The organism is Sphingobacterium sp. UBA1498, from assembly GCF_002325125.1.
In the GTDB taxonomy this organism is placed as follows: Bacteria; Bacteroidota; Bacteroidia; order Sphingobacteriales; family Sphingobacteriaceae; genus Sphingobacterium.
Map to the genome: position 1 here is coordinate 113,292 of NZ_DCRG01000026.1, position 23,575 is coordinate 136,866.

General features: G+C 40.6%; 20 protein-coding genes and 1 tRNA gene. 7 read left to right on the top strand and 14 right to left on the bottom strand.

Annotated features, from left to right (window positions below; genetic code table 11):
* Positions 1-7 precede the first annotated feature (7 nt).
* The 4 genes from B3139_RS15620 to B3139_RS15635 form a co-directional block, all read right to left on the bottom strand.
* Positions 8-559, bottom strand: a complete 552-nt coding sequence (locus tag B3139_RS15620) for a nucleotide exchange factor GrpE (protein WP_209580974.1) — start codon at positions 557-559, stop codon at positions 8-10.
* Between the two features lie 152 nt (positions 560-711).
* Positions 712-1,392: a cell division ATP-binding protein FtsE gene (locus B3139_RS15625; RefSeq protein ID WP_209580971.1), complete on the bottom strand. Its 681-nt coding sequence runs from the start codon at positions 1,390-1,392 to the stop codon at positions 712-714.
* Positions 1,393-1,397: 5 nt separating this feature from the next.
* Entirely contained in the window at positions 1,398-1,601 is a 204-nt protein-coding gene (locus tag B3139_RS15630; protein WP_209580968.1) for a fructose-6-phosphate aldolase, read from the bottom strand.
* 55 nt (positions 1,602-1,656) lie between these two features.
* Positions 1,657-2,670, bottom strand: a complete 1,014-nt coding sequence (locus tag B3139_RS15635) for an acyl-CoA reductase (RefSeq protein ID WP_293884520.1) — start codon at positions 2,668-2,670, stop codon at positions 1,657-1,659.
* Positions 2,671-2,826: 156 nt separating this feature from the next.
* Here B3139_RS15635 and B3139_RS15640 point away from each other — a divergent pair, with 156 nt between their 5' ends.
* Together B3139_RS15640 and B3139_RS15645 are read left to right on the top strand one after the other, a co-directional pair.
* Entirely contained in the window at positions 2,827-3,177 is a 351-nt protein-coding gene (locus B3139_RS15640; protein WP_209580961.1) for a 4Fe-4S dicluster domain-containing protein, read from the top strand.
* 176 nt (positions 3,178-3,353) lie between these two features.
* Positions 3,354-4,790 (top strand): dicarboxylate/amino acid:cation symporter, encoded by a 1,437-nt coding sequence (locus B3139_RS15645; RefSeq protein WP_209580958.1) that lies wholly within the window; start codon positions 3,354-3,356, stop codon positions 4,788-4,790.
* A gap of 51 nt (positions 4,791-4,841) precedes the next feature.
* Here B3139_RS15645 and B3139_RS15650 read toward each other — a convergent pair whose 3' ends face one another.
* The 8 genes from B3139_RS15650 to B3139_RS15685 form a co-directional block, all read right to left on the bottom strand.
* Positions 4,842-5,228: a YchJ family protein gene (locus B3139_RS15650; protein ID WP_293884521.1), complete on the bottom strand. Its 387-nt coding sequence runs from the start codon at positions 5,226-5,228 to the stop codon at positions 4,842-4,844.
* An 11-nt stretch (positions 5,229-5,239) separates the two neighbouring features.
* Positions 5,240-6,052, bottom strand: a complete 813-nt coding sequence (gene metQ, locus B3139_RS15655; RefSeq protein ID WP_209580954.1) for a methionine ABC transporter substrate-binding lipoprotein MetQ — start codon at positions 6,050-6,052, stop codon at positions 5,240-5,242.
* A 15-nt stretch (positions 6,053-6,067) separates the two neighbouring features.
* A complete protein-coding gene (gene metI / locus B3139_RS15660) occupies positions 6,068-6,721 on the bottom strand; it encodes a methionine ABC transporter permease MetI (protein ID WP_209580951.1) in 654 nt (217 codons plus the stop codon).
* On the bottom strand, positions 6,714-7,733 hold the full coding sequence (locus B3139_RS15665) for a methionine ABC transporter ATP-binding protein (RefSeq protein WP_293884522.1): 1,020 nt from the start codon (positions 7,731-7,733) through the stop codon (positions 6,714-6,716). The genes metI and B3139_RS15665 overlap by 8 nt, the downstream gene beginning before the upstream one ends.
* 102 nt (positions 7,734-7,835) lie before the next feature.
* Positions 7,836-8,696 (bottom strand): fumarylacetoacetate hydrolase family protein, encoded by an 861-nt coding sequence (locus B3139_RS15670; protein WP_293884523.1) that lies wholly within the window; start codon positions 8,694-8,696, stop codon positions 7,836-7,838.
* A 58-nt stretch (positions 8,697-8,754) separates the two neighbouring features.
* Complete coding sequence (locus tag B3139_RS15675; protein ID WP_293884524.1) at positions 8,755-9,687, bottom strand: TIGR01777 family oxidoreductase; 933 nt, start codon at positions 9,685-9,687, stop codon at positions 8,755-8,757.
* Positions 9,688-9,908: 221 nt separating this feature from the next.
* Positions 9,909-10,775 (bottom strand): hypothetical protein, encoded by an 867-nt coding sequence (locus B3139_RS15680; RefSeq protein ID WP_293884525.1) that lies wholly within the window; start codon positions 10,773-10,775, stop codon positions 9,909-9,911.
* Positions 10,776-10,914: 139 nt separating this feature from the next.
* Entirely contained in the window at positions 10,915-11,574 is a 660-nt protein-coding gene (locus B3139_RS15685) for a DUF6266 family protein (RefSeq protein ID WP_293884526.1), read from the bottom strand.
* Between the two features lie 660 nt (positions 11,575-12,234).
* Between B3139_RS15685 and B3139_RS15690 the strand changes: the two genes are divergently transcribed.
* From B3139_RS15690 to B3139_RS15705, 4 genes are all read left to right on the top strand, one after another.
* Complete coding sequence (locus B3139_RS15690) at positions 12,235-15,288, top strand: SusC/RagA family TonB-linked outer membrane protein (RefSeq protein ID WP_293884527.1); 3,054 nt, start codon at positions 12,235-12,237, stop codon at positions 15,286-15,288.
* 69 nt (positions 15,289-15,357) lie between these two features.
* Positions 15,358-16,827 carry a RagB/SusD family nutrient uptake outer membrane protein gene (locus B3139_RS15695; RefSeq protein ID WP_293884528.1) on the top strand — a complete coding sequence of 490 codons (1,470 nt, stop codon included), beginning with the start codon at positions 15,358-15,360 and terminating at the stop codon, positions 16,825-16,827.
* A gap of 23 nt (positions 16,828-16,850) precedes the next feature.
* Complete coding sequence (locus B3139_RS15700; RefSeq protein WP_293884529.1) at positions 16,851-18,443, top strand: arylsulfatase; 1,593 nt, start codon at positions 16,851-16,853, stop codon at positions 18,441-18,443.
* A 17-nt stretch (positions 18,444-18,460) separates the two neighbouring features.
* Positions 18,461-20,077 carry an arylsulfatase gene (locus B3139_RS15705; RefSeq protein ID WP_293884530.1) on the top strand — a complete coding sequence of 539 codons (1,617 nt, stop codon included), beginning with the start codon at positions 18,461-18,463 and terminating at the stop codon, positions 20,075-20,077.
* A gap of 55 nt (positions 20,078-20,132) precedes the next feature.
* On the opposite strand, the gene B3139_RS15710 is transcribed toward B3139_RS15705, so the two are convergent.
* Together B3139_RS15710 and B3139_RS15715 are read right to left on the bottom strand one after the other, a co-directional pair.
* Positions 20,133-20,219: transfer RNA gene (locus B3139_RS15710), tRNA-Ser, on the bottom strand.
* Between the two features lie 127 nt (positions 20,220-20,346).
* On the bottom strand, positions 20,347-22,464 hold the full coding sequence (locus B3139_RS15715; protein WP_293884531.1) for an HD family phosphohydrolase: 2,118 nt from the start codon (positions 22,462-22,464) through the stop codon (positions 20,347-20,349).
* A 150-nt stretch (positions 22,465-22,614) separates the two neighbouring features.
* Between B3139_RS15715 and rpe the strand changes: the two genes are divergently transcribed.
* The gene (gene rpe, locus B3139_RS15720) at positions 22,615-23,295 is read left to right on the top strand and encodes a ribulose-phosphate 3-epimerase (RefSeq protein ID WP_209579149.1); all 681 of its coding nucleotides are present in this window, start codon (positions 22,615-22,617) and stop codon (positions 23,293-23,295) included.
* Positions 23,296-23,575 lie beyond the last annotated feature (280 nt).

A 23,575-nucleotide genomic window follows, 5' to 3' on the forward strand; every position in this document is an offset into this window, starting at 1 on the left:
CTTAATATTATTGACCTATAACTACTTTTGCGTGACGGATAACTTTGTCACCTAAGTAGTAACCTTTTTCGATCACGTCCACCACTTTATTTTTTAATTCTTCTGTAGCGGCAGGTATTGCTGTAATAGCTTCTTGTAATTCAGGATCGAAATCTTGGTTTTTAACGTCCATTTCCTTTAATCCTAATTGCGATAATGTTTGTCTGAATTTATTGTTAACAATATCCATTCCTGTTTTTACCGATTCAACATCAGTTGCAGTTTCCATGGCTGTTAATGCTCTGTCAAAATCATCCAATGTAGGCAACAACTTGCTGATGACATCTTTTCCAGCTGATTGAATCAATTCAACACGTTCTTTACTTGTACGTTTTCTATAATTGTCAAATTCGGCAGATAGACGAATGTACTTATCCTTTGCCTCTGCCAATTCTGCAGCCAGTTTATCTTCAGTAGACAGTTCTTCTGCTAGATTATCAGCAGGTAGTTCTTGTTGTTCAGAAGAATTTGTTTCTACTGGATCTTGGCTTTCATCGTAATAATTATCTTGCTCATTCATATCTTCAATGCTAAAATTAGATTCAAAAATTTACTCTATGCTTCGTTTGTCAAAGTTTTTGCCAAACAATAAAATTCCGACAGCTTGTCAGATTTTATTAAAAAAGCCTAACAATTTGTCGGAATCGGTATTTTTATATGTCAGTTTTCCGTCTAGATACTGACATTGTCCTGTAATATACCATCGCCGGTTTTGATGATACGAGAAGGCATATTGCGGATAATGGTATAATCGTGTGTGGCCATCAATATGGCTGTTCCTGAGCTGGCAATGTCTCTTAGCAACAAGACAATTTCCTCTGATGTAGCAGGGTCCAGGTTACCTGTAGGCTCATCTGCCAAAATAATTTCTGGATTATTTAATAAGGCACGGGCAATCACAATACGTTGCTGTTCACCGCCAGAAAGTTCATGTGGCATCTTCTTTAATTTGGAGCGAAGTCCAACTTTTTCCAATACGTCCAATATACGGCTATCGATCATTTTCTTGTCTTTCCAACCTGTTGCTTTAAGGGCAAATTCGAGGTTTTTCTCGATACTTCTATCCGATAAAAGGTGGAAGTCCTGAAAAACGATTCCCAGTTTTCTACGCAGGTAAGGAACATCATTTTCATGCAGTTTTTTTAAATCAAAACCAGCAATCATGCCCTCTCCATTACCAATGTATAAGTCGCCGTAAATTATCTTTAACAAACTACTCTTTCCACTGCCGGACTGACCTATAAGGTAGATAAACTCGCCTTTGCCGATATTTAAATTTACATTGGACAATACCAAATGTTTCTGTTGGAAGATGTCAACGTTCTTTAATGTAATAACTTTATTTTCAATCATGGAAGCTAAAATTCTAATTTTTTAATTTGTCCAAAAGGCATTTCTCTGACCAGTTGCATGATATACGCTGCCTTTTCTCCTAATCCGATCTTATCAAGTGATTTGTCCGGGCGGTCGACTCTAAAATATGCAAGCAAGGTGAAGGCATCATCTCTTAGTTGTACATAATCAGGGATTTTGGCGACACCTTTTACTTTAATGATATACATAGATTCAAAGTTAGTATTTTTAATGCAATTTCTTTACTACGAATTTAAAGGAAGCTTAACGGTTGGCAAATAGAAAATCAAGCGTATTCACACCGTCAGCGTAATCATCCAGCGATGGACTTTGGCTTTCGCCAAAATGAAAAACGGGAGACGGCACTTCTAATGGCAGTTTGGATACAATACATTGGATGTTTTCTTGCGCTAATATCAGTTTATTTTCGACTTCAGCAACTGTTTCGTAAGTTTCATAATAAACCACAGCAAGGGGAGAAGCTGTTTTCTCGTCTTCTTTGAGCAATAAAAATCCGTTATCAAAATGCTTATCGCCATTGATCAGATAGATGGATTTGTTGTAGTCGTAATTGTTGGTATATTTAAAATGCGCTGTCACATTGTTGAATATCGCTATACCCTCAAAAAACTGCGCTATTGGATAATTTTTTGGTATAAATATTTTGGATATAGAGCGGCAACCCAGTCCAAAGTAATCGAAAATATCATGCCCAAGAGCTTCCAGCTGGCTAGGAGATTCCGCGCCCCCCAGTACAGCAACGCTATTTCGATTGCGGCGGATGATATGCGGCTTGGTACCAAAGTAGTAATCGAAATAGCGGGCACTATTGTTAGATCCCGTTGCGATGACCAGGTCGAAATCTTTTAATCTGTCAACAATTTCAAAAGCATCGCCAAAATACGGGTCAATTTTATCCAGCAGACCCAGTACATAGGCCGTCAGTCCCGCGTCGTCAGAGGATACTTTTATCTTGGCTTTAAAGCCACTGATCAGAACAGCGAGGATATCATGGAATCCGACTAAAGGTATATTGCCAGCAAGAATTAATCCTACAGTTTTTGTCGAATGCGTATCTGGGTATGGCGCCAACCAATGCGTAAGTTTCTCTATGGTAAGATTTTCTGCAATTGCCTGTAGCGCGCGTTCAACATTTTGTGGAGTATACCAGGGGTTTTTATGTTGGGCAGATTGGATGATCTGACTGGATTCTTCAGATGGCAGTTGAAGCTGTTCGCCTAATTTTACAAATGCATTTATTCGTTGTTCCTTTGTCAAAATATTAAAATTTTAAAAGATGAATACACAAATTTGTGTTATATTTGTGCTGTTAACATTAATCAACGTGAATCAACTAGCCTTATTGTACAATTCGACTTTGTTTCATATTGATAATGCAAAAATAGTTTATTTATCATAATTGTGAGGTTATAAATGGCGATTAAAATTACAGACGAATGCATTAACTGTGGTGCTTGCGAACCGGAATGCCCAAATAATGCAATATACGATGCTGGTGTAACTTGGAAATTCTCAGATGGGACGGCTTTGGACGGGATTATTGATTTTGGCGACGGCGTTACACTCGATGCCAATGAGTCTCAGGAAGCAATCTCAAATGAAGTCTATTATATTGTTTCGGATAAATGTACAGAATGTGTAGGTTTCCATGATGAGCCTCAATGTGCAGCGGTTTGCCCTGTAGATTGTTGTGTGGACGACGAAGATGTGCGTGAGTCTAACGACGAGCTTTTAGCGAAAAAATCTTGGTTACACGCGGAATAAGTTTATTGCTCCGTAAAAAATATTGGGCAGGAGAAGAAATTTTCCTGCCTTTTTTTGTGGCCTCGAATTTAGAGAAATCGATATTTTGTTGCGAAACATGGCTATTTGGAATAATAATATTTGCAAAAGCATAGTATTTTTTTATTTTTGTTCTTTTGACCATTAAAATCTTTTAAATGTTAAAAACCAAAATAGGGTTGATGACCCTAATCACAGTTACATTAGCTTGTATCATTGCTGTATTATACGAATTTGATGTTGTAGGCTTTTCGCATGAATTTCTAATGGCTGTCCGTTGGATAGTTGCTACCGTTCTGGTTGTCAATGCGCTTTTTAAGAAAAATTTGACCACCTGGATTTTGACCTGTATGATTATCGGGATCTTCGTTGGGTTGGATTTTCCAAATCTGGCAATTTCCCTGCAACCTTTAAGTAAAGGATTTATCAAATTGGTCAAGACAATTGTTGGACCGATTCTCTTTGCTACCCTTGTTTATGGAATTGCAGGACATTCCGATTTAAAGCAAGTGGGACGTATGGCATGGAAATCTATGTTGTATTTCTTCTGTGCTACAACATGCGCTATTTTTATCGGTTTAGGCGCTATTAATCTGACTCGGGCAGGCGTGGGGGTTGATGTTGCCCATATGCCGCATGAAGAACTTCCTGCTCCCAAAGAAAGCATGGATGAGCATATCCTTAAAACACTTCCTGACCATGTGCATCCCGTTTATAAATTTACTTCTTTTATACGTGACCTATTTCCGGAAAACATTGTAAAATCTGTTGCTGATAATCAGGTTTTGCAGATTGTAGTCTTTTCGGTTTTATTCGGTATCGGATTGGCGATGGTGGATGAAAAGAAGCGTAAACCTTTGGTAGATTTTACCGAGAGCATGTCTGAAGCGATGTTTAAATTTACAAACATCATTATGTATTTTGCCCCAATAGGGGTTGGTGCAGCTATGGCTTATACCGTAGGGCATCTTGGTGTCGACATCTTGAAGAATCTCTTCATGTTATTGGCTACGCTGTATTTCGCTTTGCTCTGCTTTTTATGTCTTGTACTTCTCCCTGTCGCACTTTACCTGAAAATCCCTGTCAAAAGGTTTATCAATGCAATTAAGGAACCTGTTTCGATTGCATTTGCGACAACGAGTTCAGATGCAGCGTTACCGAAAGCAATGAGTGCGATGGAAAAATTTGGTGTCCCACGTAAAATTGTGTCATTTGTCATTCCTACTGGATATAGCTTTAATCTGGATGGTACATCTCTTTACCTCTCATTAGCAGCAATTTTTGTGGCCCAGGCTGCAGGTATACATTTGTCATTTGGCCATCAACTGATGATTGCCTTTACATTGATGATCACATCAAAAGGCGTTGCCGCTGTTCCAAGAGCTTCATTAATTATTTTGATTGCTACAGCTGATCAGTTTGGATTGCCTACATTTGTTATAGCTGCAATTTTGGGTATTGATGAATTGATGGACATGGCCCGCACATCGGTAAATGTTGTGGGAAACTGTCTTGCAACGGTTGTTGTCGCTAAATGGGAAGGAGAGTTTGATGAAGAAGCTCCTTATCGTGAAGATACAGAAGAACTGGTCTAGAAAAGTATAGGGACTGGTAAAATAATAAAAAAGGCAGNNCTGCCTTTTTTATTATTTTACTGTTCCCTCTACATAGTACCAGAGGTCACCTTGTTTTTTGAAGGTAGACTTTTCATGGTGAATCTGCACGTGCATCTGTGCATCCAGATAATGCGCTTCGAACTCAACGGTATGGAGCGTAGATTTAAGAATATTAAGCTGCATCCATTTGTTCTCCATTGCCCATTGTCCGATGGCCTGTTTATTTTGAAACCTCCTTGTCGAGGGATGAAATGTATGGTATAAAAAATCGATTTCCTTTTTTACAAAGGCACTATAACGTGCGCGCATTAACGCCTCTGCTGTACTGGCTTTGGCATGGAAACGATGTACTTGTCGGCAGCATTCACCATAGGTAATACCCGTGCCACAGGGGCATAAATCGGCTGATTCTATCACTTTTCTAAATTTTACCAGCCTTTAATCGCACCATTTTTGAAGACTTTTTTAGCAGTTGCTTCTACTTCCGGCGATTGATACGCCTGAATAAACTGTTGCACCTTCTCATCGTTTTTATTGTCTGCGCGGGCAACAATCAGATTCACATAAGGAGATTCTTTGTCTTCTGTAAACAAACCTTGTTTTTCTGGATCCAGTCCAGCTTGAGCGGCAAAACTATTGTTGATGATGGCAATGGTCACTTGCGGATCATCAAGAACGCGAGGCAGCTGCGGAGCTTCCATTTCGATGATTTTAATCTGTTTGGGGTTGCTCACGATATCGGTTACTTTAGGCTGTATACCTACATTTTCTTTTAGACCGATAATGCCTTCTCGTTGGAGAAGCAACAGTGAGCGTCCGCCATTGGTAGGATCATTAGGGATAGCTATAACGGCACCAGGCTGTAAAGCAGTGATCGTTTTTATTTTGTTTGAATAGGCAACAATGGGAAATACAAAGGTGTTTCCAACGATGGTTAATTTAGTGAAACCGCGTTGTTTCGATTGCTCCTGTAAGTAGGGCTGATGCTGGAATACGTTCACATCGATATCGCCCTGATTTAATGCCTCATTCGGTACCACATAGTCATTGAAAGCCACCAACTCAACATCCAGATTGAACTTTTCTTTCGCAACCTTCTTAGCCGTTTCTGCAAGCTCCTTTTCTGGTCCTGACACTACACCTACTTTAAGGATATTCTCTTTCTTTTCTTTGTTATTGCATGCCACAACCGTTAGGAGACTGAGGGCTAAGATTACAAATGCATAGTTCAATTTTTTCATATCATCCAATTTATGTTATCGATGGTTTACTTTTTTTGAGATGTAATCTCCTGTGTATTGCAACAGGAATACGATTAAAATTAATAAAATTAAAACAGAATTCATGATAAAAGTATCGTATCCGACATAACCATACTGATAACCAATCTGTCCCAGTCCACCAGCACCCACGGCGCCACCCATTGCGGAGTAGCCAACAAGTGTGATTAGCGTTATTGTTGCATTGTTTACCAGCGAGGGGAGAGCCTCAGGAAGCAAAACTTTAAAAATTACCTGTTTTGCGTTTGCGCCCATTGCTCTTGCGGCCTCAATCAGGCCGTTGGGAATTTCAAGTAGGCTATTTTCCACAAGTCGTGCAATAAAAGGCGCTGCGCCTATACTCAATGGAACCAATGCTGCGGACATCCCGATTGATGTTCCTACGATATGACGTGTAAACGGAATCATCCATACAATGAGTATGATAAATGGGATAGACCTAAAAATATTCACGAACAAGGATACAAGCTGGTGCATACCTTTGTTTTCGAGCAACTGATGTTTTCGGGTTAAGAAAAGATATATTCCAAGGGGTAGCCCTAGCAAAAAACCAAAGAAGCCCGACAGAAAAGTCATGGCTAAGGTCTCTAAAGTACCTGATAACAGCAGTGTAAATACCTGATCAGACATAGCCTAAGATTTTTGTTTGTGCATGTTTTTCTTTTAAGAAAGATAGACTGTTTGTTATATTTTCTTGTTCTCCGGATAGTTCAGCCAATATAACCCCGAATTTCAGTTCACCAATATAGTCGATTTGTGCCGAAATAATATTTGTTTTGACGTCAAATTTTTGTTCCAAGTATGCTATAAAAGAGATGGACTCTTCATTTGAAGTGAGGTAGATTTCTACCAGTGGATTCCCCGTAGTTTTCAATCGTTCCTGGAAACTCAGCGGAATTTCAACTTCAAGTGAAGATTGAATAAAATTCTTAGTGGTTATTTCTTTTGGATTGGCAAATACTGCCTCTACCGGGCCCGTTTCGATCAGTCTTCCCTGGTCTAATACTGCAACCTGATCACAGACACTTTTTATAACATCCATTTCGTGTGTGATCAGCAATATTGTCAGGTCAAGTTGCTTATTGATTTTTTTTAGCAGCTTGAGGATGGATTTTGTTGTCGCTGGATCTAGCGCACTTGTGGCTTCGTCGCAAAGAAGGATATAAGGGTCGTTGGCTAAAGCTCTTGCTATGGCAACGCGCTGCTTTTGACCGCCTGAAAGATTTGCAGGATAGCCTTCGGCCTTGTCTTCCAATCCTACCAAGCGCAATAGTTCCAGCACTTTTTGACGGATAAATTCTTTTGATTTTCCCTCCAGTTCAAGTGGAAAAGATATGTTTTCGTATACCGTTCTTGAGGATAAGAGATTGAAATGCTGAAAAATCATTCCAATTTTTCTCCTTTTCAGCATAAGACTACTGGCCGACAGCGACATCAAGTCTTCGTTTTCTATCATTACTTGACCACAATCTGGTCTTTCCAGCAGGTTGACGCAGCGGATTAATGTACTTTTTCCTGCCCCAGAGGCACCTATAACGCCGAAAATTTCCCCTTTGCCAATAGACAGGGAGACATCTTTTAAGGCATCAATACGCGCGGCTTTTACTTCAAAAGATTTGGATATGTTGTTTAGTTGAATCATTGACTCTGTCAGGAGTTAAATGTTTTATTTGGACAAATGTATGATGATGCCATAAATGTACACAAATGCCACGGATAAAAAAGAACTCATTACATCCTTTTCTTATGCCGTTTTGTAGGCCGAAATCACCTGCTTTGCCGAGCCGAGTCCATCAATGCCGTATTCGATAATATCACCATCTTGAAGGAATCTTTGCGGCGATTTTCCCATTCCAGATCCTGCAGGCGATCCCGTAGAAATAATATCACCTGGAAGTAAGCTCATAAATTGACTTAAATAGGAAATCAACTTGGGAATGCGATAGATAAAATCGCTTGTATTGCCATCTTGCATAAGCTCACCATTGAGCTTAAGCCATATTCTTAAATGATCAACATCTTTTATTTCGTCTTTGGTCGCTATAAACGGACCAATAGGTGCGAAGGTGTCACATCCTTTACCTTTATCCCAGGTTCCGCCGCGTTCGATTTGAAACTCACGCTCTGTAACATCGTTGTGCAGCACGTAGCCAAATACATGATCCAGTGCCTCTTCTTCCGTCACATAGGAAGCCTTTTTTCCTATAACAATGGCAAGTTCAGTTTCCCAATCTGATTTCACAGAGGACTTCGGAAGGGTAATTCCATCAAAAGGTCCGTTGAAAGCAGATACGGATTTCATAAAGACAATAGGTTCTGAAGCTTGCTCCAATTTCGTTTCTTTCACGTGATCATCAAAATTAAGTCCCACGCACAGAATTTTGGAAGGGGCTTCTAATGGTGTTCCGATACGCTCGTCATCAGCTATCTCCTTAAGCTTGTCGCTATTCTCAATGACATAGGTTTGTAGTCTTTCCAAATTCGAGACATCCGCAAAGAAATCGCGGTTATATTGGAAATTTCCTACTGAAACATCATATCTCTTTTCGTTTAAAATGACTCCCGCCTTTTCGGAGCCCTTTGCGCCATATCTAAAAATCTTCATAAGCCGAAAATATACGGATTTTGTCCCAAAAAGGGCGGAAAGTAACAGCAATTAACCATTAATCGATATGTAAATTGTCTATACAATTATTATCCAAAAGCGGATATTTAAACGGAAATTTCTCCTGAACAATCTTTTTGTTACTTACCCATGTGCCATCGAGTACCATTTCCTGTCCTTTTTTTCCCAGCATCCACCTGATCAAAAATGACGGTGTAGGAAGCTTTAGGTACAAAGGGCCATAAGTACGCCGGGCGATTCTTTTGGTAAATTCGGCAAGGGGAAGCGGTTCAGATGAGCAGGCATTGTAAATGCCTGCGAGGTTATTATTTTGTATGCCAAATAACAACATACGACAGAGATCATCCATATGGATCCAACTGAGCATCTGCTTGCCCGAACCCAATATTGGAATTGAACGAAAGGGTAGGAAGCGGCCGATCTCCTTTAACAATCCCTGGTCCTTGCTGATCACAACTCCAAAGCGGAATACAACAAGCCTTTTTCCCAACGTTTCAATAGGCTTAACACTGCCTTCCCAAAGGTTGCAAACCCAGGATAGAAAATTGCCCCCTTGGGGGTCTCCTTCTATAAAAGGCCTTTTCTGGTAAGGGTCGTCCGTTCCATACCAACCAATAGCGGAAGCTGATAGGACAGCTTTAACACGATTTGGTAGCTTTTTTAAACTTTGGTAAAGCAACTGCCCACTTTCTACACGGCTGGCAATAATTTCTTGCTGATACGCTTTTGTCCAGCGCTTGGCGTTAAGGTTTGCGCCTGCCAGATTGATGATATAGTCAGCTTCTTGAATTGATTTGACATCTACCTCCTGTTTTTTGGGATCCCAATGTACATACTTAACCTTGGCTTGCGCAGGATACGACTTGGGATTTCTGGTAAAAATAATCACATCATAGTGATTGGCAACCAATAGCTTTGTCAAATGGAGACCAATAGCTCCAGTACCACCCGTAATAACCACTTTCTCCATGAATCGAACGTTGATTTTAATAAATTAATTTGATCATTTCACTCCTCCCTTTACTACTGATACTAAATATACTGTTTTGGTTTATAAAAATCATGAATTGACGTGTAATCATCAAAAAAAGGTTTATTTCTTTACGAGATAAACCTTTATAAAACAGTTGTAAGTGTTACTAAAACGATGCAATATGTTAAAGAGTCTGAATCGTGCTGCCGCATAAAATACTAGTTGGATGTCGGAACCTTTTGAAAACTTGTACCACCCCATTGGAACTCTTCCTGCTTTTTTGTGATTTTAAAATTTGCATTTTCTGCATGATCGTCCAAAGCTTCCCCTTCTTCGATGTATTTATAAATAATCTGATTGTTTTTGCCATGTTCGGAAGGAAATAGCATCTTTTCATCGTAATAATAAATACCCGCATCAGCGACCGAATACCGACTTGGCAGATCGATAAGCTGCTTTCCTGTCCAGGCCATATAGTAATATTCCGATGGTATGCCGCAGGCTTCACCCAAGAACTCCATACGCAAAATCTGCTTGACGTTTTGCAGACCCATTGCCGGAAGCAATTTACTTTGAGCGAAGGTTTGCCCAGAGTAAGTGAAAGGATAGGTATGTTCTGCTAGAAAGTCTCCATTTGCATCGAGAATTTTGACACCTGTTGAGAAATGATTCTGTTCGTCGCTAATTTCGGTTAAACGTTCAAAACCGTATATGTATTGCGAGCCATCTGAAGCACTTAGTTTTCCTAGCGCTAAGAGCCCCAGCCAAATAAAGCCGATTTTTTTGATGCCGTTTTCAGCATAGGTTATTTCATGCCAAGGGGCATAAAAATTTTTTATGGTATTTCCTTTAAATGGTGGGCTAGTGATTGTAACAATATTTCCTATCGATAGGGAATCGACGATGGCAGCCTTCAGATTAGGCTGCTCGCGCACGTAAGCTTTTGCCGCAAAGACGGTGGCCTGCTGACCGCACCGAACATTCCATAAGTTGAAGCTATCATCGAATTTTAAATTTTCCTGCGCTTTTGTGTATAGTGGCCCTACTCCTAAGGTAACTAAACAATACCCAATTAATTTTCTCATTATTCACCGTTCTTTGTTGCAAAAATAGACCAATTGGTCTATAAACATGATCACTGGTTTCAGGTATTTTTTATCAGTCGTAGGGCCAATTTTCATCTATTCACCAACTTCAACTAGACTATAGTTCAATTAACTCCTCTCAAACTTTTATGCTACCCAAGTGCAGGCTATCTGTATTACCTTCACCATAGCTTTCTACAAAAAAGATAAACACTTCGTAGGTAACTTCCTTTTTATGTTCTCGGATCTTAATGTTCTGTTTTCCAGATGATAACTTGCTTTTTGAGTCATTGGTCAAAATTGGATATTCAACTCTGTCATCTGTTGCACTATATAAAACTAAGAAGGAATTGTAGTTCTGGATTTTATTTTTATTCTCCAAATAGGTATCATATTCCCAAGTAACTTCAAGCACCTGACTTTCCTGATCAAAATCCATGCTGTAGGAATTGATGGGATTTGGACTTCCTTTCGCGATCATAAACTTTTGCCAGTCAATCGCAAAGCCATCATCTTGGCGAATAACGGCTTCTTTCAAATTATACGACATCGCGGCGTCGTATGGCCTTTTAGGAGCGCTATATGTCTTATACCCCAATTTGATGATCGGATTGAGCATAATGATATGTGATCTCACCATTTTGAAACGTGTTCTATAAAGCAACTGACCAGCACTGGGCTTTCGCTTTTTTACGCGAGGAAGAGAGCGTACATAATTTCCTGCTTTAGTCAAAACAAATACAACAGAACCTGCCTTTCCGGAGACCGTTCCATTAACGCCATTTTTAATGATTGCCATAATTGCTTATAAGGTTATAAACATTTAAGATAAGCATTAAAGCTGGAATAACCTAATCCCAATCTATCCCAATAGACAATATTAATTCATTTTTTAGCCAATGATCAGTCACTACTTAGTCACTGCTGGCTGAATAATGACTGAGTAATCACTGGACGAGCACTGAACAAGCACTGTCTAAACGGCAAATTTGGCTACAAGTTGATGATGTTTTGCTGGCGTTAGATATTAACGGATTAAAAGTTCGGATGAACTATATCTTTGTAACAAAAATCTTGTCAAATCATAGCTGATAGTTGTGTAGCTGCTTTGTTGATAAAAATGAATTCACTTTTTTATAAATAAACTACTAAGTATATAGATATTATTGTAAATAGTTTTATATTTGGGTAGTCGTTAACGATTGGCGTTGGCAACGATTACAAAATTATCTCATTAAATATTTTACAAGTATGAAAAACGACTACTTTTTCTATCGAGAGAGCAACCAAAAATGCTTCATTGCATCTAATTTTTATCTATTTATTTGTCGAATGCGCATGTGCTGAAAAGCACGACCTTCCTGCTGCTTATTGTCCAATAAGCATTCCATCTTATTTATAACAAGAGTACCAATGGCGTTGGCACTTGTTTGCATTTTCACATTAAATAGAATTTACGATGAAAAAACACAGAGTACTTTGGTATTCTCTTTTAGTTGTGCTTTTTCTGTACGCATTTGGAAGTGTACAGGCACAAGAACCCAAACCAATTATTAATGCATCGTTAATCGGTAAAGTTATCGATGCGAAAACCCATGAACCTCTTACGGGCGTTACGGTACAATTGGAAGCTGTAACACATCGTGTACAAACGGATAACCGAGGTAATTTCCAGTTTGTGACAGGACAGAAGCTCCCTTTTACGTTAATAGTCAGTTTTGTCGGCTATGAGAAAAAACAGGTAGTTGTCAATTCTTCACCGACTGTAATAGCGCTATCGCCCGTCTCAACAGACTTAGGTGAGGTTGTGGTTGTAGGGTACGGAACCCAGAAACGTCGTGATCTCACCGGGGCTGTGGCGACCTTGCCTGAGAAGCTTCTCAGACAGCCCGTATCCTCGCTTGATCAGGCATTGAAGGGAGGAATTTCGGGCGTTCAGGTTACACAAACTTCGGGACAACCCGGCGGGGGTGTGAGTGTTCGCATTCGTGGCGGAGCATCCATCCAGGGGGGAAATGAACCCCTCTATGTGATTGACGGATTTCCAATATACAATCAAACAGAAAGTACAGGAATAGGGAGCGGCACACCAGTAAACCCATTAGCAAGCCTCAGCCCAACAGATATTGAAAGTATTGAAGTGTTAAAAGATGCTGCTGCAACTGCAATCTATGGATCCAGAGGTGCCAATGGGGTGATTTTGGTAACAACAAAAAAAGGTAGAGCAGGACAGGTACAATTAAACTATGAGGGGAGTTTTGGAGCACAAAACGTATTAAAACAAATCGAGGTACTGAATGCTCACGATTTTGCAATCTTAAGAAATGAGGCCTTGTACGATGCAAATCCCAACCTCGGAGCTTTTCAATACCGCAGTCAAACTGAAATCGATCAGCTAGGTGCTGGTACAAATTGGCAAAAAGAGGCTTTTCAAACTGGAAAGATTTATAATCAGCAGTTTTCTTTATTGGGTGGAGCTGAAAAGGTGAAATACTATTTAGGCGCAAATTATTTTGATCAGCAGGGTGTCATTGTCAACACGAATTTCAAGCGTGTAGGATTTAGATCAAATATCGACGCAAATCCTTTCGACCGGTTACAGGTTGGTGCAAATTTATCCATCAACAAAACTTATGCGCAAATAGCGCCGACAGGAATTGTCAATGCTTTGCTTATGATGCCTTCGACGGCAACTGTGTATGATGCCAACGGTGCCTATACATTACGAAATCCTTTTGAAAACATCTTTGCCAACCCAATAGCTACCTTGAAAGAAACGACAAATTCATCCAATGGACTACGGATACTGGGAACTTCTTTTGGACAATATCGTATTTTAAATGGTCTACAAGCGAAGGTATTGGTTGGCGTTGACCTAAATGGCCGAAATGATAAGTTTTATTTGCCATCCTATATCTATGAGGGGGCAGGTTCAAAGGGGAAAGCAAGCTTAGGGAATTGGGATGGAACCTCATGGCTGAATGAAAACACATTAAACTATTCGGCGAACACAGGAAAACATACGTTCAATGCTTTACTTGGATTTACTCAGCAAGAATCCAAAAATGCGATCTTCAACGCTGGAGCGGAAAATTTTGTGACCGACGACTTACTGTTCAATAACCTGCAGAGTGGATCCACCATTGTACGTCCTTCTTCTGACAACTACGCATGGGTATTGCACTCTTATCTTGCCAGGGTAAATTACAATTACGCAAATAAATATTATGTTTCGGCAAGTCTCCGTCGTGATGGTAGTTCCCGCTTTGGGGCAGACAACAAATGGGGAAATTTTCCGTCGATAGCACTTTCTTGGCGCGCTGGCAATGAGTCTTTTTTTAAGGAAGCATTTCCTGGAGTAGATGATTTTAAGATTCGTACGAGTTTTGGAACCACGGGTAATCAGGAAATCGGGCAATATCAATCATTATCTACCTTATATAGCCTAAATTATCTGTTTGGAAACAACGTGGTCACTGGTTTTGCCCCGCAACGTATTCCCAACAAAAACCTCGGTTGGGAAAGCACTGTACAATATGATGGCGGGTTTGATATCAGTTTACTTAACAACCGTCTTCAATTTACAGTTGATTATTATTATAAAAAGACAAAGGATCTCCTGCTTAATGTGGAAATACCTTGGACCTCCGGTTATGCCTCTTCCCTTCAGAATTTTGGGTCTGTATCAAATAAAGGATTTGAATTGGGGTTGAAATCGAGGAACATCGAGGGATTGTTCAGCTGGAGCACAGATGTAAACTTTTCCCTAAATCGCAACACCGTACTGAAGATTGGTGACGGCGCCAGTTCTTATATTTCTGGAAATTATAGCATTAAAGCTGGAGAGCCTTTAGGCACCTTCTATGGCAATGTTACCGATGGTATTCTGCAGTCGGGAGAGGAGGGTACTAAAGGTAAGTTTACAGGGAATGCGAGTCCTAAAGCGGGTGACCGTCTTTACAAAGATATCGATGGTGACGGACAATTTACGACTGCAAATGATAGAACGATTCTAGGTAATGCACAGCCGGATTTTATTTTCGGATTGACCAATAGTATGTCCTATAAGGGTTTTGATCTTTCGTTTCTCATCCAAGGCACTGTCGGGAATGATCTTCTGAATATTAATAGGCAGAATTTGGAGATGTTTACCGGTCAACAGAATGCATCAATTGATGCATTGGAGCGCTGGACTCCCTCAAACCCGAGTCATTCTTATCCCCGGGCGAAGTTGGATCCAGCTCCTGTATTTTCGGACCAGTTTGTAGAAAGCGGCTCTTTTGTTCGGCTAAAATCATTGCATTTTGGGTACAGTTTTCCTAAAGAGTGGCTTCAGGACGCTAAAATAAAGGGACTCAATCTCTATCTAACAGCTCAAAATCTTTTAACCTGGACCAAATATAAAGGTTTTGATCCGGAGGTTACCTCAGGGAGCAATGTACAGATAGGTACCGATCTGGGCATTTACCCTGCATCTAGGTCTTTTTCTGCTGGAGTTTCATTGACCTTTTAATAGATCTCTAAATAGAAATAGTGAGAAGTCCTGAGTTTAGCTCATTATCAATAAAAAGCAATTTATCAAATGAAAAAAATACATGTTTTACCCACTGTCATTCTGATTCTTCTAACGGCAATTTCCTGCTCGAAATTGGAGGAGGATCCCGCAAGTGCTTTGGTTTCGGAGCAATATTATCTTAATCAGGATCAAGCCATAGCTGCAGTGACAGGAACTTACAGAAAGTTATATGAAACTGGACAGTCTTTGTACAACAGCTTGCTCCAGATTGGTGTTGAAATGGCCACAGATGATTATGAAGCAGGGCCGAGGGCTAGAAATGCACATGTTAGAGCGCTGAGCAATCTAACCCATGATGCATCCAATGACCGTATGGAACAGCTCTGGAAGCAGAGTTACGATGCGATCAATGCTTCAAATGTCAATATTGCTAAAATAAGTGTGCTGTCTGCAAGTCAGATCGATCCAACTCTCCAACAGCGTGTGATCAACGAAGCGAAATTTTTGAGGGCACTCCACTACTTTAATTTAGTGCGTTGGTTTGGACCAGTTCCACTGGTAACGAGCCCAGTAGAGTCTTTATCTCCTCAAGAACTCTATGTGGCCAAAGCGACAGAGGATGCGGTGTATGGATTGATAATAGCAGATTTAAAATCTGCTTCGGCGCTGCCTAACTATAAGTCTTATTCGGAATCAGATAAAGGACGCGCCACTGCTGGAGCAGCCAAAAGTCTTTTGGCTAAAGTCTATCTGACGCGAGGGGATTGGGCCAATGCAAAATTATTAGCGAAGGAAGTTATCGATAAAGAAGGTTATGCGCTTTTCCAAGATTTTGCCGATGTCTTTAATACTGGGGAGAAAAATGGCATTGAACATATATTTTCAGCTCAATTTAAAGGCAATAGTGGCTATCAGGGGAATTCATTGGCCAGTAGATCTGCGCCAGCCGATATTCCTGGCATAAATGGGGATTATGCAGATGCGCTTCATAGCGAAGGAGGATTATATAAAAGCTTTGCAACACATGACAAACGTCTTTCTGTGACCTTTACAACGGGAATGGTGTCCCCAATAGATGGTAAATACTATGCCTTAAACAAACCGCAATTTAGTAAATATTATGATGAAACGGTTGTAGGAAATCAGGGGCAGTCTTCCAAAAATACGCCGATCATCCGTTATGCGGAGGTATTGCTAATTTTTGCAGAGGCCGAAAATGAGTTGAACGGGCCGACTTTAGAAGCGCGTAATGCGATTAATGCGGTACGTCGTCGTGCAGGAATAGACGAAGTATCCGTTACGGAAACGAAGGATGCTTTTAGAGAATTGGTTTTTGAGGAGCGCAGAAAGGAGCTTGTTTACGAATATCAACGGTGGTTTGATTTGGTTCGCAGGGGAGCTACCTATTATGTTGCTAAGCTGAAAGCTGCCGGCAAGACGAATGCATCGGCTCGCCATATTCATTTTCCGACGCCACAACGGGAACTGAATCTCAATCCTAATCTCTCGCAGCACCCCGATTGGATCAATCGATAAGGTATTAATCAAATTTTAAGTAGATGAAAACGACATATTTATTAGTTGCACTTTGCCTAACCATCTTACCAAGGATAAGCTGGGGACAGGACAATCGACCGAATATTGTATTGATTTTGGTAGATGATCTGGGTTTTTCGGATATAGAGCCCTATGGAGGAACGGACCTGCAGACCCCCAATTTGACTGCCTTGGCTAAAGAAGGAACGATATTTCAGGAATTTTATAACAATTCCATTTGTGCCCCTACGCGTGCTTCTTTATTGACGGGACAGTATGCGCATCGCGCAGGTGTAGGTTATTTTAATGTGAATCTTGGGCTGCCTGCCTATCAGGGTTTTTTAAATCGGGAGTCACGGACGCTGGCTGAGGTTTTGAAACAGGCCGGCTACTCCACTATTATATCGGAAAAATGGCATGTGGGTGATGATTACGATCAGTGGCCGGCACAGCGCGGGTTTGAGCGGTCTTTCAATTTTGTTGGCGGGGCGTCCAATTTTTATGAAGTAAATGGACCGGAGCAGGCAACAGTACCGCTCATCCGGAATAATAAACCCTTTTATTTGCCAAAGGGACGTTATTTGACAGATGAGATCACGGATCAAGCCATTGGTTTTCTGAAAGAACAGCAGAAAGATAAAAAACCATTTTTCCTGTATTTGGCATTCAATGCCCCACATTGGCCCCTGCAGGCACCAGAAGAAGAAACTCAAAAGTATAAAGGAGTCTATCGTGGGGGATGGGATAGCCTGCGTACGCAACGTTATGAAAATGCGCAGCAAAAAGGTGTGTTCCCGCTAGGGCAGGGCATTGCAAAAAAGGACTCGACCGTACAAAACTGGGATAAATTGACCTATGATGAGCAGCAGTATTGGCAACGTCGGCAACAGGTCTTTGCCGGCATGATTGATCGCATGGATCAGAGTATCGGCCGCATAAGAAAAACGTTAAAAGAGCTAAAAAAAGATAAGAATACACTAATCATTTTTTTGTCGGATAACGGTGCCCAGGGCGGGGATCGTACACGCGTGTATACGGCAAGGAATACAGAGACTGTCGGATTACCAGGTTCCTATGATGTGCAAAACAGCAATTGGTCCCAAACCGGAAACTCACCTTTGAGAAGTTACAAAGATAATCCGTATGAAGGTGGCATTGGTGCCCCCTTCATTGTGTGGTACCCAAAAGAGGTGCGGAAAAACGTGATTAAGAAGGGTGGAGGCCATCTTATTGATATCGCTCCCACCTTGTATGACTTTGCAGGTGCGACCTATCCCGAACATGTCGGCGACACGGCGATAAATACACTTCCGGGGTTGAGTTTGAGACCGCTATTGCGTTCAGATAGCAATCAGGTCGATCGGCATGTTCCGCTATTTTGGGAACGTGCAGGCAATCGTGCCGTGCGATATGGTAAATGGAAATTAGTTTCTTTATTTAAGGATGGTAACAAACCCGAATTATACAATATCGATGAAGACCGAAGCGAAAACAACAATCTTGCTAGCCGTTATCCAGCTATCGTGAAAGATCTCGAAGCAAGGTATAAAGCCTGGGCTGAAGAGAATTCCGTTGTGGATTACAAGCGTTTAAAAACAAACAATCAATTTCGATAGGACTATAAATGAAGAACATGAAAAAGATAATTTTGACATTATACCTTGTGGTTGCTACACTGTTAGGTTATGCACAACAAAGAAAGCCAAATATCATTTTGATTTTGGCCGATGATTTAGGCTATTCCGATATTGGAGCATACGGTTCGGAAATTTCTACACCCAATTTGGATCGTTTAGCCAATGAAGGGCTAAAGCTGACGCAATTTTATAACAATTCGATATGTGCGCCGACAAGGGCCTCCCTAATCACAGGGCAATATCAACACAAAGCTGGCGTTGGGTATTTTTCCAACGATCTCGGACTGCCTGCCTATCAGGGTTATATTAATTCGGAATCACTGACCATTGCCGAAGTCCTCCGGTTGAATGGTTATATCACGGCAACCTCGGGTAAATGGCACGTGTCTGGAAAAGGGAAAAGTTTGCCCTGGGAGCGCGGTTTTGATTTGGTATTTCCAAGAGTGGAAAAAAATGCAGATTCAGGCGCGCCGACTTTTCATGAACAAACCGATTCTGAAGGCTATCCCTTGGAAGGTTCATTTTCGACAGAGGTAATCAATCGTCAAGCTGAGGCGTTTTTGGATCAAATCAAAACGCAGGATAAACCTTTTTTTCTCTATTTGGCACATACAGCCCCACATTGGCCATTAGTAGCGTTGCCGCAAGATATCGCCAAATATAAAGGCCGGTATGACAGTGGGTGGGAGGTGATACGTCAAGAGCGCTTTGAACGCCAGAAACAATTAGGACTGGTATCCCAAGCGACCCAACCATCGCTTGTTGATGCGGATATTTACGATTGGTCACGATTATCATTTGATCAAAAAAAGCTGTGGGCAAAAAAAATGGAAGTGTTTGCGGCTATGGTCGACAGATTGGATCAGACTATAGGAAAATTGTTAGATAAGCTAAAAGACAACGGACAATTGGACAATACACTGATTGTTTTCTTGTCAGACAACGGTGCGCCGGCCGAAGATCTTGTTCGCTGGTATCATGGCGCCCGGATAAATAAAGGACCGGTTGGGACACTGGGTTCTTATGAATCGCAGAGTAAAAATTGGTCATATGCCTCCAATACACCTTTTAAAGCATTTAAAGATTATACCTATGAAGGTGGGATTAATACCCCATTTATAGCTTGGTTTCCTGGTAAAATCGCGAAAGGCGTCAAGCAGGGCACTGGTCACGTCATTGATCTGGCACCAACTTTTTACGATTTGGTTGGTGCGGTATATCCAAAAGAATACGAGGGGCATAAGGCGAATGCTTTACCAGGAAAGAGTTTGCTTCAGGTTTTGTTCCAAAATCAAGATACCGTTCGGCGACAAGAAGGTTTATTTTGGGAGCGCGCTGGTAATCGAGCTGCACGTATTGGAAAATGGAAACTTGTATCGAGCTGGCCGTCCTATAAATGGGAACTTTATGATCTTGCGCAGGATCCTACTGAACGGAACGATGTTGCCGGACAGCATCACGACGTCGTGTCTCATTTGTCTACTGCTTATTTCCAGTGGGCGAAAGAAAACGGTGTTGTGGATTTTGCAGAATTGGAAGCTAAGGAACCCAAAAGTATGAAGGATTTTAGGGAAAGTAAAGTGCAGGAAATCCCGGTGCCGCGCAATTTCTAACTGCTTAAATGTAAAAAAGCTTTCTGATTTATCAGAAAGCTTTTTTTGTCTTTTGCGGAGAGGGCGGGATTCGAACCCGCGGTACCGTTTCCAGTACGACAGTTTAGCAAACTGTTCCTTTCGGCCACTCAGGCACCTCTCCTCGTTTTGACATTGCAAACATAAAGCAATTATTTGATTCTGCAAAGTCTAAATAATAAAAAAAATGCAAAAAAAATGTAACGTTGCAATAAGCGTTTGACAGTCAATTTGTTGTTTGGCAATTAAAATTATATTGTTTTTTTGCTTAAATCGTAATCCACCCGAACATGATAGATACTTTTGAGCATCGCCTTAAAAATAACCGCAGATTCGGTGATATCTTTTAAGGTAATGTTACTATTGTTGAACTGTCCACGCATCAATTTGTGTTCAATAATCTTATCCACAAGATTATTGATGGACTCTTCGGATGGCTCTTTTAATGCGCGGGACGCAGCTTCAACGGAGTCTGCCATCATGAGCACTGCTGTTTCCTTTGAAAAAGGAATGGGGCCTGGATAGGTAAATAACGACTCGTCCACCAATTTATCCGGATTGTTCTTCACGAAAAGGTTATAGAAATAATCTACACGGGTAGTGCCATGGTGCGTGCGGATAAAATCAAGGATAACGTCTGGCAATTGATGTTTTTTAGCAATATCGACACCCTTTATGACGTGCGAAATAATAATCTGTGCGCTTTGTTCAGGGGATAGCTCGTCGTGAGGATTCTTTTCTGTCTTTTGATTCTCGATGAAAAATTGAGGGTTAGTCAATTTGCCGATATCATGATAGAGTGCTCCGGCACGTACCAGTAGTGGATTTCCACCAATTTTATAAATTGCCGCTTCCGCAAGATTAGCTACCTGTAAGGAATGCTGAAAGGTCCCCGGGGCTTTGAAAGAAAGTTCTCTTAGCAATTTGGAATTACTGTTAGTAAGCTCCATGAGGGTAAGGTCAGACACGATACCAAACAATTTTTCAAAGGCATAAATCATGGGGTAGGCAAGGAGCGTAATCAATACGCTGACGAAGAATGGAAGGAGGTCGGACCAATAGATCGTGTCAATGGAACCATTTCTGGTCACCACCAATCCAATATAGGCAATCCAGTAGGTTCCCAGAATGATTGCCGATGAAATAAACAATTGCTCTCTTTTAACCAATGTTTTGATACTGTAGATCGCAACTATACCCGCCATAAATTGTAGAAAAACAAATTCAAAGCTATTTGGGACGAATAATCCTGCTAATAGCACCATCAATAGATGGATATTGAGCGCCACACGTGTGTCAAATAAAATACGAATGATAATGGGGACCGCACAAAACGGTATATAGTAAAGGTTGGGTATTTTGATTTTAATGGCCCAGGATAAAACGGCAAGCATACCGATGATGACGATCATGATAATGACGAGCAATCTGTTGTTAAAATAGATGTCTTTTCGAAACAGAAAAAGGAACACCATCAAAATAGAAAGCGCCAGTGAAATGATCAAAAATTGACCTAAAGTCACATAATTTTGGTTGCCACTGATCTTGCCTTCGTCTTCGTATACCTTACGTAACGATTCAAGCTTTTGGTAGGTTTCATTGGAAATTATTTTATCTTTTTCGGCTATCAGTTCCCCTTTTTGGACAACGCCACGCGTAGCTGAAATGTTGGCAATCGCGTTTTGTTCCAAGGCCTCTGTCTGCTGATCATTATAAATGTAGTTAATGGTAATATAGTTTTTTAGTGTCTCCACCAGCCAGCTCTTTTGTTTTATTTTGGTCAGTTTGGGCATAATGTCGTCCATATAACTGTAGGAGCTCTCGATCGTATAGCAGTCGGCCGTATTTTTTTGGCTGGCGACTTTGTCTTGAATGAGCGTAAAATTATAATGCTTAGAGGCTGGGGATTTGTCGTTACTACGGTTTTGAAATCTATTGTTCAACGATAGGATACCTTTGCTATAGAGATGATTGAGGATGGCGTTTCCGGCATTTCTATAATCCGCTATATTTTCATGTGTCGTATCTAATTTGCTGCTCTGCCACTTTTCGGCCAGATCGGTGTTGAATTGATCAATTTGCTCTTTGCTGGTGGTTGTATTGGCATTGTAGATAGGCTGAATGGTATTTAAGATACTTTTCTTGTCCGCATTCAATTCTTCTTGCGTTTTTAATATGGCAAAATTGTAGGGCGATATTAGATTTTCGTGATTCCATACTTTACCTTTTTGAAATTCATAGCGGAAACGGGGTTGTTTGGGAAGAAATATACAGATCAAAAAGATGGTAATAAGTATTAATCCAATTTTGCGGACAAGGTTTTCCGTTGTATTTAATTCTCTTCTATATTTTATTTTTAGTCTTCCCACTGCGAGCTTTATTTTTATATGCTGTAAATATACAAATGTAGTTATAATTTATTTTCTGCAGCTTCTGCCAATTTTCGTTTATGGGCATTAAATAGTGTAAAGGCTGTGATGAACAAAAAATACTTGTTATCTTTGCAGAAAAAATACAACATGTCAACAAAATCACATCTCATTGCACCATCCGTTCTTGCTGCAGACTTTGCAAAATTATACGATGATATTATCATGGTAAACAACAGCGACGCAGATTGGTTTCATATTGATATTATGGACGGCGTTTTCGTTCCTAATATCTCTTTTGGATTTCCAGTTATGCAGGCTATTGCAAAACATGCAACTAAACCGTTGGATGTACATTTGATGATTGTTGATCCAGACCGTTATTTGCAAGTATGTAAAGATTCAGGCGCAGCAATTATTACTGTGCATTACGAGGCCTGTACACATTTGCATCGTACACTGGCTGCTATTAAAGAGTTGGGGTGTAAAGCTGGGGTTGCATTGAATCCACACACTCCGGTGGCTCTTCTGAAAGATGTGCTAGCGGATTTAGACTTGGTTTGCATCATGTCGGTCAATCCGGGATTTGGTGGTCAAAAATTCATTAATAACACCTATGCTAAGGTTCAGGAGTTACGAGCGATGGCTGCGGGTGTGAACGATGGCCTGTTGATTGAAATCGACGGGGGAGTAACGACTGCGAATGCAGCACAGCTATTGAAAGCTGGGGCAGATGTGTTGGTGGCCGGTTCATTTGTGTTTAATGCCACAGATCCTTTGGAAACTGTCAAAGCGCTGAAAGACATTGATATACATGTAGAAACGATATAAAAAGGATAGGTGGTTTAGTCAAATAAATCACCTATTTTTTTTGAACGTGAGGCAGTAGAAATAGCGGATAGGAAAAAAACGGGCATGATTGCACAAATGCTGTTTAGAACAATTCCAAATTGATTTAAATAGATGTAACGCATGCGTTTAAAGCTGTATTTTCACTATTTTTGTATTTAGTCATAGGAGTTGATTTACGACAAATAAGTTAACTTCAAACATGAAGTGGAAGGGCTAAATTGTGATTTGTTCGGGAAACCGATAGATGGCTTATTAGCTT

Bases quoted from the DNA above. Each gene is read 5' to 3' on its own strand.
- B3139_RS15620 (WP_209580974.1), bottom strand. From the start codon at position 559: ATGAATGAGCAAGATAATTATTACGATGAAAGCCAAGATCCAGTAGAA.
- B3139_RS15625 (WP_209580971.1), bottom strand. From the start codon at position 1,392: ATGATTGAAAATAAAGTTATTACATTAAAGAACGTTGACATCTTCCAA.
- B3139_RS15630 (WP_209580968.1), bottom strand. From the start codon at position 1,601: ATGTATATCATTAAAGTAAAAGGTGTCGCCAAAATCCCTGATTATGTA.
- B3139_RS15640 (WP_209580961.1), top strand. From the start codon at position 2,827: ATGGCGATTAAAATTACAGACGAATGCATTAACTGTGGTGCTTGCGAA.
- B3139_RS15645 (WP_209580958.1), top strand. From the start codon at position 3,354: ATGTTAAAAACCAAAATAGGGTTGATGACCCTAATCACAGTTACATTA.
- metQ (WP_209580954.1), bottom strand. From the start codon at position 6,052: ATGAAAAAATTGAACTATGCATTTGTAATCTTAGCCCTCAGTCTCCTA.
- metI (WP_209580951.1), bottom strand. From the start codon at position 6,721: ATGTCTGATCAGGTATTTACACTGCTGTTATCAGGTACTTTAGAGACC.
- B3139_RS15665 (WP_293884522.1), bottom strand. From the start codon at position 7,733: ATGATTCAACTAAACAACATATCCAAATCTTTTGAAGTAAAAGCCGCG.
- B3139_RS15670 (WP_293884523.1), bottom strand. From the start codon at position 8,696: ATGAAGATTTTTAGATATGGCGCAAAGGGCTCCGAAAAGGCGGGAGTC.
- B3139_RS15675 (WP_293884524.1), bottom strand. From the start codon at position 9,687: ATGGAGAAAGTGGTTATTACGGGTGGTACTGGAGCTATTGGTCTCCAT.
- B3139_RS15680 (WP_293884525.1), bottom strand. From the start codon at position 10,775: ATGAGAAAATTAATTGGGTATTGTTTAGTTACCTTAGGAGTAGGGCCA.
- B3139_RS15685 (WP_293884526.1), bottom strand. From the start codon at position 11,574: ATGGCAATCATTAAAAATGGCGTTAATGGAACGGTCTCCGGAAAGGCA.
- B3139_RS15690 (WP_293884527.1), top strand. From the start codon at position 12,235: ATGAAAAAACACAGAGTACTTTGGTATTCTCTTTTAGTTGTGCTTTTT.
- B3139_RS15695 (WP_293884528.1), top strand. From the start codon at position 15,358: ATGAAAAAAATACATGTTTTACCCACTGTCATTCTGATTCTTCTAACG.
- B3139_RS15700 (WP_293884529.1), top strand. From the start codon at position 16,851: ATGAAAACGACATATTTATTAGTTGCACTTTGCCTAACCATCTTACCA.
- B3139_RS15705 (WP_293884530.1), top strand. From the start codon at position 18,461: ATGAAAAAGATAATTTTGACATTATACCTTGTGGTTGCTACACTGTTA.
- rpe (WP_209579149.1), top strand. From the start codon at position 22,615: ATGTCAACAAAATCACATCTCATTGCACCATCCGTTCTTGCTGCAGAC.